Annotated in this window: 5 protein-coding genes; 2 read left to right on the forward strand and 3 right to left on the reverse strand. The window is 71.3% G+C overall.

The window, feature by feature from the left end; all coding sequences use genetic code 11:
- The first annotated feature begins 178 nt into the window (after window positions 1-178).
- Both E1267_RS09620 and E1267_RS09625 read left to right on the forward strand, forming a co-directional pair.
- Window positions 179-1489, forward strand: a complete 1311-nt coding sequence (locus E1267_RS09620; RefSeq protein ID WP_132331933.1) for a DivIVA domain-containing protein — start codon at window positions 179-181, stop codon at window positions 1487-1489.
- 141 nt (window positions 1490-1630) lie between these two features.
- The gene (locus E1267_RS09625; protein WP_246063663.1) at window positions 1631-2941 is read left to right on the forward strand and encodes an AI-2E family transporter; all 1311 of its coding nucleotides are present in this window, start codon (window positions 1631-1633) and stop codon (window positions 2939-2941) included.
- 50 nt (window positions 2942-2991) lie between these two features.
- Here E1267_RS09625 and E1267_RS09630 read toward each other — a convergent pair whose 3' ends face one another.
- The 3 genes from E1267_RS09630 to E1267_RS09640 form a co-directional block, all read right to left on the reverse strand.
- Window positions 2992-3774: an alpha/beta fold hydrolase gene (locus tag E1267_RS09630; protein ID WP_165959534.1), complete on the reverse strand. Its 783-nt coding sequence runs from the start codon at window positions 3772-3774 to the stop codon at window positions 2992-2994.
- 127 nt (window positions 3775-3901) lie between these two features.
- Window positions 3902-4666 (reverse strand): SDR family NAD(P)-dependent oxidoreductase, encoded by a 765-nt coding sequence (locus E1267_RS09635; RefSeq protein WP_132331934.1) that lies wholly within the window; start codon window positions 4664-4666, stop codon window positions 3902-3904.
- 102 nt (window positions 4667-4768) lie between these two features.
- On the reverse strand, window positions 4769-10852 hold the full coding sequence (locus tag E1267_RS09640) for an RHS repeat-associated core domain-containing protein (protein WP_246063670.1): 6084 nt from the start codon (window positions 10850-10852) through the stop codon (window positions 4769-4771).
- Window positions 10853-10986 lie beyond the last annotated feature (134 nt).

Here is a 10986-nt window from a genome sequence, read left to right on the forward strand (position 1 = left end):
TGCATATGTAACTAGTCACGCAGAAAGTTGGACGGGGCTTCGCAGGTGGCACCAGCGGAGTACGCTTGACCTTCCACCGGACATGGAGCCTGCCGCGAGGCACAGGCTCCTGGATCGGATGCCCCGAACCCCCCGTCCGGCCCGTGTAGCCGTCTCGACAACCCAGGATCGAGCCTCCATGCAGTCCGACATCGACGCCCAGCTCAACAACTTTTTCGAGGACGCCCCAGCGCGCGAGTTCGACGTGGTGCTCCGTGGTTACGACCGGCACCAGGTCCATGATCACTTGAAGCAGGTCGACGGAGAGCTACGCCAGGCGCGTGAGCAGGTTGCCGGCCTGCAGCGCGATCTGTCCGACTCCCAGCGCCAGCTGCAGGAGCAGGAGCGCCCGACCTACTCCGGTCTCGGCGCCCGCATCGAGCAGCTGCTCCGCCTGGCCGAGGAGCAGGCCACCGAGCTCGTGCAGGCCGCCAGGTCCGAGGCCAACGAGATCAAGGCCGCCGCCAAGGTAGAGGCCGCCGACCTGCGGGCCGCCGCCGAGGCCGAGGCCGCCGACAAGCGCGCCCAGGCCACGCGCGAGACCGACGAGATGCGCACCTCCGCTGAGCGGGATGCCGAGGAGATCCGCTCGACGGCCCGCCGCGAGGCCGACGAGCTCACCAACACCACCGAGCGCGAGGCCGCCAAGCTGCGGGCCACGGCCGACCACGAGGTGGCGGAGAAGCGGGCCGACGCCGAGCGGGAGATCGCCAAGCTCCGCACCACCACCGAGCGCGAGGTCGCCCAGCTGCGGGCCTCGACCAAGCGCGAGCGCGACGAGGTGCTGACCACCGCCAAGCGGCAGGCCGACGAGATGCGCGCGCAGGCCCAGCGGGTGCTGGAGGAGTCGGAGGCCAAGCGGGCGCAGGACGAGGCCGAGTTCGAGATCCAGCTCGCCGCCCGCCGCGAGGACGCCGAGCGCCAGGAGGCCGAGCGCCACGCCTCCGCCCAGGCCGCCACGCAGAAGCTGGTCGCCGAGGCCGAGCAGCGCGCCGCCACGGCCGAGTCGAGGGCCACGAAGGCGACCCAGCAGGCCGACCAGACCCGCCGCGAGGCCGACCTGCACGCCAAGCAGCTCGTCGCCAACGCCCGCAAGAGCGCCGAGACCATCGTGGCCGACGCCAAGTCGAGCGCCGAGACGATCGTCACCGAGGCGAAGAACGAAGCCGAGCGCACCCGCACGGCGATGCAGCGCCAGGTCGACGAGCTGACCCGCCAGCGCGACAGCATCACCAGCCACCTGGCTCAGCTGCGCCAGTTGCTCGGCGGCGCCGCCCTGCCGGGTCAGGAGACCCACGAGTCCGCGGTCGCGGCCGCCCCGGCCAAGCCGGCGATCGCCGCGCCCGTGGTCGAGGCCTCTTCCGCGGAGCCGGTGCCGGCGCCCGCCACCAAGGCCGCCACCAAGGCCGAGGCCAAGGCGGAGGACGACGCCGAGTGGTGGCAGGAATAGCCGGAGTTCGCACGGGGGCTGAGTGACGGCTGAGAGAGCCTGGCGGCGTGATCGTCGCTAGGCTCTCTCTTTGTTGCCGGGCAGGCGTGCTGTCTCGCGCGGGCTCGGCACGGCACGTCGACGACCCCCGATGGAGTTCCCATGTCCACAGACGCCGAGCCCGCCAAGGCCGAGCCCTCCACCGGGCTCGAACCCGCCACCGAGGATCGGCCGGCGGGCGACGGGACCGAACCCACGCCTCAGCACTCCTCTGTGACGGCCGAGGGACCGTCCGCGGGTGGCGGCTACGACACCGCGGCCGCGGAACGGCCTGTGGCCGTCGGGAACGACGCCTTGGCCGAAAGGCGGTCGGCGGAGGTCGGGCACGGCGATGCGGGTGAGGGGCGCGGTGGGGAGGCGGGGGCGCAGCCGTACGGGTTGCCGGGCAAGCCGCTGGCCCGGGGCCCGTTCCTGTTCGGGCTGGTCGGCGGGCTGGGGGTGCTGACGGCCATCGCGATCGCCCAGATGGTGGTCAACTCGATGAGTACGATCATCCTGGTCGTGGTGGCGATGTTCCTGGCCGTCGGGCTCAACCCGGCCGTGGAGGCCCTGCAGCGCCGTGGCCTGGCCAGGCGCGCCTCGATCTCGATCGTCTTCACCGGGGTCATCGTGGCGTTCGTGTTGTTCGGGCTGGCCGTGGTGCCGCCCGTGAGCAAGCAGTTGTCGGAGTTCATCGAGGCGGTGCCCGGCTACATCACCGAGCTGAGCAGCCATCCGACGCTGCGCCAGCTCGACGCCGACTACCAGCTCCTCCCGCAGTTGCGGACGTTCGTGACGAGCACGCTCGGGCCGTCGCTGGCCACAGGGATCATGGGTGCGGGTCTGGTGGTGCTGAACGGCGTGTTCACCACGGTGACGCTGCTGGTGCTCATGCTCTATTTCCTCGGTTCGCTGCACACGATCAAGGACTACCTGCTCAAGCTGGTGCCGGCCTCGCGCCGGCAGCGTACGCGTGCGATCAGCGAGGAGATCCTCACCGGCATCGGCGGTTACGTGGCGGGCAATGTGTTGATCTCGGTCATCGCGGGCGTGGTGGCCTGGATCTTCCTGTCGATCGCGGGCGTGCACTACGCGCTGGCGCTCGCTCTGGTGGTGGCCATGCTGGACCTGGTGCCGCTGGTGGGCGCCACGATCGGCGCGGTGTTCGTGAGCGGGGTCGCGCTGCTGCAGTCGGTGCCCGCGGGAATCGCGTGCGCGGTCTTCTTCGTGCTCTACCAGCAGGTCGAGAACTACTTCATCTACCCGAGGGTGATGAAGCGCTCGGTGGACGTGACGCCGGCCGTGACGGTGATCGCCGCGTTGTTCGGGGGCGCGCTGCTCGGCATCGTCGGCGCGCTGCTGGCCATCCCGGTCGCGGCGGCGATCTCACTGATCATCCGTGAGGTGGTGCTGCCCCGCCAGGCCGGGGCCTGAGCCGCGCGCTCAGGCCCGCCGAGCCGGATCCCTGGGGCATCCTCCAGACCTCAGCCACGCCCGCCGAGTTCCGCCCTGAGAAACTCCATCACCGCGGTGTTGAAGGCCTCCGGCTGCTCCACCGCGCTCAGGTGACCGGCCTTCGGAATGATCTCCAGCCGTCCTTCCGGTACGGTGCGGGCCATCTCCTCGGCGTCGGCGGGTGGTGACAGTTCGTCCTCCTCTCCCACCACGACGAGCAGCGGCACCTTCAGCGCCCGCAGCGTCTCGAACGAGGCCGGCCGCGCGGCCATCGCCCGTTGCGCCCAGGCGACGGCGCCCGGCGGAGCCGACTGCAGCAGCCCCTTGACCCGCCCGAACACCATGGCCCGCCGCTCCTTGGTGGTCGGCCCGATGAGTGCCGGAAGCACCTCGCTGACCAGCACCTCGCTGCCTTCCTCCAGCACGGCCCTGGCGATGCGCTCCCTGTTGTCCCTGGCCGCCGGCGGATCCTCGCCCGCCTTGGTGTCGGCGAGTATCGCGCCGAGCACTCGGTCGGGATGCCGGCGGCAGAAGGCCATGGTCACGTAGCCGCCCATGGACAGCCCGCCGACCACCGCCCTGTCGATGCCCTCATCGTCGAGCAGCCCGGCGACGTCGTCTGCCATCAGGTCGAGTGACGGCTCGTCGTCGCCCAGCCGCGAACCGCCGAAGCCCCGCAGGTCAGGTGTGATGACCCGGCAGACCTTGGCCAGCCCTTCCCGCTGCGCCAGCCACATGGCCGACGACAGGGGGAACGCGTGGAGCAGGACCACCGGGATCCCCGTCCCGGCCGATCTCTTATAGAGCTGCACGGGCCCCACGGTAACCCGGTTCACGGCGACAATCACTCAATGTCATAGGACGATATCCCCGTTAACCCCGACCGCTTCCCCCTCAACTACCCCAGAGTCACCCAAAGGCCATATTTCCGTCGCACACCTACCCCGCGACAGCGGTGGCTCCCCCGTCGACGAACAACACCTGCCCCGTCATGTACGCCGCCGCCGCGCTCGCCAGGAACACCGCCGGCTGCGCCATCTCCTCCGCCGTCCCCCACCGCCGCATGGGCACGCCCGACACCGTGGCCGCGTTGGCGGCGTCGTCCTCCCAGAGGTTGCGGTTGAGGTCGGTCGCCGTCCACCCCGGGCACAGGGCGTTGACCCGCACCCCGGCCGCCGCCCACTCCACGGCCAGCGTCTTCGTCAACGCCACCAGCCCGGCCTTGGCCGCGGCGTACGGGGCCAGGAAGGGCGCCCCGAGCGCAGCCATCGACGCCACGTTGACGACCGCGCCGCCACCCCGTTCCAGCAGGTGCGGCGCGGCGGCGTGGCAGACGGCCATGGCGGTGTCGAGGTTGAGCCGCATGATCTTGTCCCAGCCCCGCAGCCGCAGGTCCTTGAACTCGACCATGAAGTTGGAGCCGCCGGCGTTGTTGACGATGACGTCGAGATGGCCGAGGCCGTCGATCGCCGCCGCCACGGCCGCCGCGGCGGCGTCGCGGTCGGTGAGGTCGGCGGGGACGACGAGCGCGCGCCTGCCGAGCGCCTCGATCTGCTCGCCGGTCCCGGCCAGAACGTCGGCCGACCGGGAAACGAGCGCCACGTCGGCCCCGGCCTCGGCGTAGGCGAGCGCGATGGCCCGCCCTATCCCCCTGGACGCCCCGGTGACCAAGGCCTGCCTGCCCGTGAGATCGAACGCGCCCACGCTGCCTCCTCCACCCGGGAACCGAACCTCATTCTACGGACGCGGTACGGCCGGTGCGAGAGCCGCCCTCAGCCACGGGCCGGCCCTCGCACCGGGTCAGGATCAGAAGCCGCCGAGGAAGATGTCCAGGGCGTCTCCCAGGCCGCCCTGGTCGATCCAGCGGGTGACCCGACCGCCCGTCTCGGCGATCGTGCCAGGCCGTGTGTTCTCCGGTTCGATCTTCTCCGGCTTGAAGATCTGCTTCTCACCCTGTCCGCTGCCGCTGGGACGGCCCACGTTCGACGGAGGCCGGCCCTGGGGATACATCCGGCCGTTGCCGTAGACCGTGTAGGACTGGGTCGGCTGCTGCGTACCGTCGTTGCGCCAGATGTGGCTCGGCCGTGGCTGGGCCGGCTTCCTGTTCACCTTCGGCGGCGACTGCCGCTGCGTCGACCGGTGGCTCGTCGGCCGGCTCGCCGGGCGCGAGCGCGCCCGCTGGATGCCGCGCGGGACCCGGCCGGCGCGCCTGTTCCGTGCCCTGGCCGCCGCCGCGGCACGCCTTCTCGCCGCCGCCTCGCGGGCCTCCTTCCTCGCCTTCCTCCGTGCCGCCGCCGCGGCACGGCGCCGCGCCGCCGCCTCCCTCGCCTTCCTGGCCTTGGCCGCCGCTCGTTTGCGCGCCGCCGCCAGCGCCCGCTTGCGCGCCGCGGCAGCCGCCTTCCTCCTGGCCGCCGCCGCGGCCTTCTTCCTCGCCAGCGCCGCGGCACGGCGCCGGGCCGCCGCGATCGCCGCCCGCCTGGCCGCCTCACGCCTGGCCGCGGCCAGCGCCGCCCGCCTGGCGGCCGCCTGGGCCGCCCGCCTGGCCGCCCACCGGATCGCGAGACGGGCCGCGATGCCGGCCGCGAACCAGAACAGCTGGCCGTCGGGGTCGCTCATCGTCACGGGGCTGTTGTTGGCGTAGGCGTAGGCGTTGAGCTGCTGCGGGTCGAGGTCGTCGATGACCGGGTCCACCGACAGGAAACGGCCGTTGCGCGCGTCGTACTCGCGGGCCCCGAGGTGGATGAGCCCGGTCGTCGGATCTTTGGTGCCGCCGACGAAGGCGCGCTGGCCCGGCCACCATGGCGGCGGCGAGCCCCGGTCCTCGCCGAACGGCGTCTGCCTGCGTACGGCCAGGTCGCCGTTGCCGGCGTTGACCGCCGCCTGCGCGGTGCCCTGATGGTCGTTGACCAGGAAGTACACCTGGTCGTCCGGAGTGCGCACCGCGATGGGCTGGTCGTTGATGGTGTAGTAGCGGGTCTGCTCGACGGCGTCCTTGGCGAAGTCGAAGCGCAACTCCATGTCGTCGACGTAGAGCGTGGCGTCCGCCGGCGTCCTGCGGATCAACCGCTCGCCGTCCGCGTCGTAGACGAAGGACGTCGTCTTGCCCGCCTCCGTCACCGACTCCAGGTTGCCCTCGGCGTCCCAGACGAGGGTCTGGTCAGAGCCGCCGACCTTGCGCCTGGTCGTGTTGCCGGTGGCGTCGTACTCGAACAGGTCCGAACCGGCGCTCAGCAGCGCGTGCGGCCGCTGCTCTCCCGGCTTCGGGTAGGTGGAGGTGCGCACGGTCTCGGGCGCGCCGCCCCAGGCGTGCTTGGTCTCCTTGATCCGGTTGCCCGTGACGTCGTAGGCGTAGCTGACCGCGTACGGGGCCACACCGCCGATCGCGCCGGACCGCGGGGAGCCGGAGGCGCAGTCGTCGGTGGCCGTCCACGCCGAGGTCATGCGGCGCAGGTGGTCGTAGGTGAAGCACTGCGTGTCCTGGCCGCCGGCCCGCTCGGCGATCTTGGTGATGTTGCCGACGGCGTCGTAGGAGTAGCTCAGGTCCAGATCGGTGTCGGCGGCGCCCTCCCTGTCCAGCCGCATGCTCGTCAACCTGCGGGTGGACTCGTCGTGGGTGTAGGTGAGCCAGGTCTTCTTGTTGCCCGAGCCCAGCTCGTACTGCAGGGTCTCGCCCAGCTTCGAGTAGCGGGTCGTGTTCACGTACGTCGACAGGCCGGTGACCCTGGCCGGCTGGCCGAGCTCGTCGTAGCCGTAGACGACCGACTCCTCCTCCAGGCCGCCGGCGGCCGGGAAGCTGACCGACTGCACCTGGTCGTCGAGCGTGTAGCGGGTGTTGAGCTGGTAGGAGCCGGCCAGCCTGCCCTCACGCTCAGGGATGGTGACCGTCTGGCGCAGCGTGCGGTAGTCGGTGTCGATGGAGTTGATCTCCGCCTTGTACGCCTGCCCGCCCACGTAGCGGACGGTGGCGTGCAGGTGGCCCTTGGCCAGGCCGTCGTACTTCCACTCGGCCAGCAGCGGGCCGGTCGCCGAGCCGTCGCGCAGCTCCTTCTTGCGGCCCAGCTCGTCGTAGACGTACCAGAGCGTCCTGCCGCGCGCGTCGGTGGTCGACACGACCTCGTCGGCGTCGTTGTACGTCATCGTGGTGACGCCCTTGTCGGGGTCCTCGGTCTTGATCTCCCGTCCGCGCATGTCGTAGTGGTGGCGCCACACGTTCCCGGCCGGGTCGGTCACCGTGGCCAGCCGGCCGGCGTGGTCGTAGGTGTACTTCGTCGACTCGTACTCGCCGGTCGGGGTCGCGCCCTTGTACTGGCGCAGCTCGATCAGGCGGTCCTCGGCGTCGCCGATGCGGGTGGTCGCCGTGCCGCCCGGCGGCGGCGTCACGTGGATCCTGTCGCCCTCCTGCTCGGCGCTCACCCGGTACTTCTCCACGCCCTTCGCCTTGAGGACCTGGGTGGTCACGTCGCCTGAGCCGTCGAACGACGACACGACCTGTGTCGGCACGTCGGTGTCGGCCACCGCCAGCAGCTCGGTGGAGGGCGCCCCGGTGGCGAAGTAGCCGGTGTTCGACTTGTGCTGCTCGCCGAGCGAGTTGTGGAAGGTGTCGGTGATCGTGCGGCCCTCACGCAGCGCGGGGTCGTCCGTCTGGTCGTCTCGGGGCGCGGGCTCCTGGGTCTGGCGCTCGCGCAGCAGGCCGTCGTACAGCTCGTGGCTGGACGTGTAGCCGCCGTCGGCGCGCAGCGTCTTCGTGGTGACGACGCTGGGGCCGTCGTTGCGCATCAGGTACGAGTACTCCGTGCTGGGCGACTGCCCGGCGGCCTTGCTGCGGTCGGGCTGCCAGACCTTGACCAGGCGTCCGAGCGCGTCGTGCTCCATGTCGACGCGGCGGTTGTTGGCGTCGATCTCGGTGACCGGCTCACCCCAGGCCGGTTCGAGGAGGGTGCGCTCGACGTGGCCGAGCTGGTTGGTCTGCCGGACCTCGGTCGCGGGGGCGCCCGCGGCCGGGACGTAGGTGGTGACGGATCGGGTGCCGGCCGCGTCGGTCTCGCTGGTCTCGCGGCCGTAGGCGTCGTAGGTGTGCGCGCGGTCGGTGATCGTCTTGCCGTCCCCGGACACGAGCTGCTGCACCTGGGTCACGTCGCCCTTGCTCGGGGCCTCGCCGAAGGCCTTGCCGTCGTACTGCACCCGCTCGTCCGAGATCACCTCCGCGGCGGAGAGCGTGGACACGGCGGTGTCGCAGCTCGCCGCGACCTTCTGGATCCTGCTGGTGTAGTCGAGCATCCAGGCCGAGTCGTTGCGGGCGTAGGTGTAGCGGGTGCACTGGTCGTCGCCGGCGGCGGCCAGGTCGCCCTTCTCCTCCACCTGCGTGAGCAGGCCCTTGGCGTCGTACGCGCGCTCCTCACCGGTACGCCGCCACTTGCCCCCGCCCAGGGCGGTCCGGGTCACCATGGACTTGGCCTCGACGATGTGCGCGGTCTTGGTGATGCCGCCCTGCGTGGACTCGGCGGTCCTCAGCGACCACGGCTCCTCGACGGTCGAGGTCAGGATGGGCCCGCCGTCGCCGTCGTGAAGGATCTCCTCCCGCTCGAACCCGGCCAGCTGGTCGAGGTCGTCGAGCTTGCCGCCCTCGGTGTCCTCGACCTGCGCGCTGCGCTTGGAGCCGTCGGCCTGCCTGTCACCGTGCAGGCCGCGGAAGTAGCGGAACTCCGTGAGCGCGCGCTCGGTGTCCTGGCCGTCGCCCTGCCGGACCCGGACGCGGCCGAACCCGCGGAAGTCGGCCCAGGTGCGGTGCTCGGGTTTGACGAGGTTGTTGTCGGCGTAGCGCCAGCCGGCGCCGCCCAGGTACTCGTAGTCGGTGACCACGCTCGGCGAGCCCGCGACGCGGTCCGCCTCGACGGTCTGCGTCACCACGTACTTGTGGAACCAGTCGGTGACCTGGGCCTCGTCCGGCGGGGCCCAGCGCTGCGGATAGCAGCGTTTGTCGTTCTTGTCGGCGGCGGGCAGCTTGCCGGGCTCGCACTCGGCTGCCGAGTAGTGGACGCGCAGCTCACCGCCGGACTCGTTGTTGACGGCCTGCACCCGCCACTTGACCAGCGGGGCGCGGCCCTCGTCCGAGTCGACCCGGTTGGGCAGCTGGACGCCGATGAACGTGGTCTTGGGCAGCGTGATCGTGCCGCCCACGTGGCCGGTCTGCTGGATCGAGGCCAGCCACAACGCCGGGCTCATGCCGTCGCCGGTGGCGGGGAACTGGTGGGCCAGCGTCCAGGAGTCCACCGCCGCGTACTGGCCGGAGCCGTTGAGGATCTGGGTGGTGACCTTGGCCAGCCGCTTGCGGCTGAAGAACGTCGGCGCCAGGCGGTCGGTGCACTTCTGCCCCGAGCTGCAGATCTGGTCGAACGGGACGTCCGGCCAGTGCTTGGCGGTGTCCTTCTTCAGCTGGTCGGCCGCGCAGGTGACCGTGCCGCTGGGCAGGCAGCGCTCGGCCACGTCGAAGACCACGCGGGCGGCGGGCGCCCTGGTGAACAGCTCGCCCTTCAGGTAGCCGTAGTCGATGCGGGTCAGGTAGGCGCCGCGCACGTACTGGGTGCCCTGCTCGGGCTTCATGTGGCGGCCGTAGTAGTTGCTCTCCTGGGCGTACCAGTAGCTGGTGGCGTTGCCGTGCGGGTCCACCGCGAGGTCGAGGTTCCACCGGTACGCCTGCCGGCACCAGGCGTTGGCCGGGGTGCCGGAGTAGCACGGCTCGCCCTTGTTGTTGCCGAACACCGGCACCGTCTGCGCAGACTTCGTCTCCGGCTTGCCGCTCACCCAGCCGGGCAGGCGGTTGAGCCCGAACGTGTACTGCGTGCCGTCGGCGGTGGTGACGCGCCAGTACTCGCCGTCGTTGTCGCCGTTGGTGGCACCCGTGAGCTGCTCGATCCTGGTTCCGTCGTCACGCTTGGGCCGCCACTGCCTGGTGGCGGCGTCCTTGACCAGTTCCATGGAGGAGTTGCCGAGCGACAGGGTGGCGTTGTCCTGGTCCCAGCACAGGTCGCCGGTCTTCTTCCCGTCGACCATGCAGGACTTGAAGCGGCGCTCGATGTAGCCGCCGGGGTTCAGCTCGAAGCCCTCACCGACCCAGGACGGCTGGTTGTTGGTGGAGGCGGTACGGCCGTCCACGCTCTGCGAGGAGTAGACGAGCGACAGGTCCGGCTCCTCGCCGCCCAGCGCGGGAGGCGTGCGCATGTCGTACGTCCAGCTGAAGTCGCCCGACTGGGTGCCGACGCTCCAGTTGGCCGAGGGGGCCAGCCCGGTGGCGGCGTGGTCGCCCGACGGGCCCGACGCGGCGGCGGTCACGGCGTACAGGCCGGCCGTGGCCACCTCGGCGGTCAGCGTGCCCGCCTTGGTGTCGTTCTCGCTCTTGACCGGCTGCGGCTGGGGGCAGCCGGTGGCCTTGGCGTCGAGGGCGCACTCCGCCAGCTCGACGACCCGGAGCCGGGCTCCGTAGTCGCCGCCGTACGCGTGGCGGAAACCGGAGTAGTCGATCTCCAGGCGGGTCCTGGCCTCGGCGGCCTTGGCCGTGGCCCCCTCGCCGGGCGAGACGCGCAGCGCCAGGCCCAGCCGGCCGGTCGCCTCGGCGTCGAGAATCTCGACCTTCACCGGGGCCGCCGCGCTCACGCCCTTCCGGGCGGCCAGCCGTACCGGGAAGCCGGCCGCCTGGGCCTTCGCGCCCGCGCCTCCGAGCTCGGCCGTCTGCGGCTTGGGCCAGGAGACGCCCGGTGGCGCCTGCCACGCCTGTTTCTGCACCGGGTCGGCCATCGGCGGGCGTACCGGGACCTTCTCCCCCTTGACCGGCGTCTCCTTCTGCACGGGCGGGGCCTGCCGGGGTTCGGCGTGGGCGGGCATGGCGTACGCCATGGGCACGACGAGGACGATCGAGAGAACTGTGGCCAGCCGTCGCGGCCAGCGGGACTCCGGTTTCGGCTCGACGAGCCTGTTCCATGAGGAGTCTGGGATGTCTGGATTGCCCGGTTCGCTGGGTTGCTGAAAAC

It is taken from the genome of Nonomuraea longispora (genome assembly GCF_004348345.1).
GTDB classification, from domain to species: Bacteria; Actinomycetota; Actinomycetes; order Streptosporangiales; family Streptosporangiaceae; genus Nonomuraea; species Nonomuraea longispora.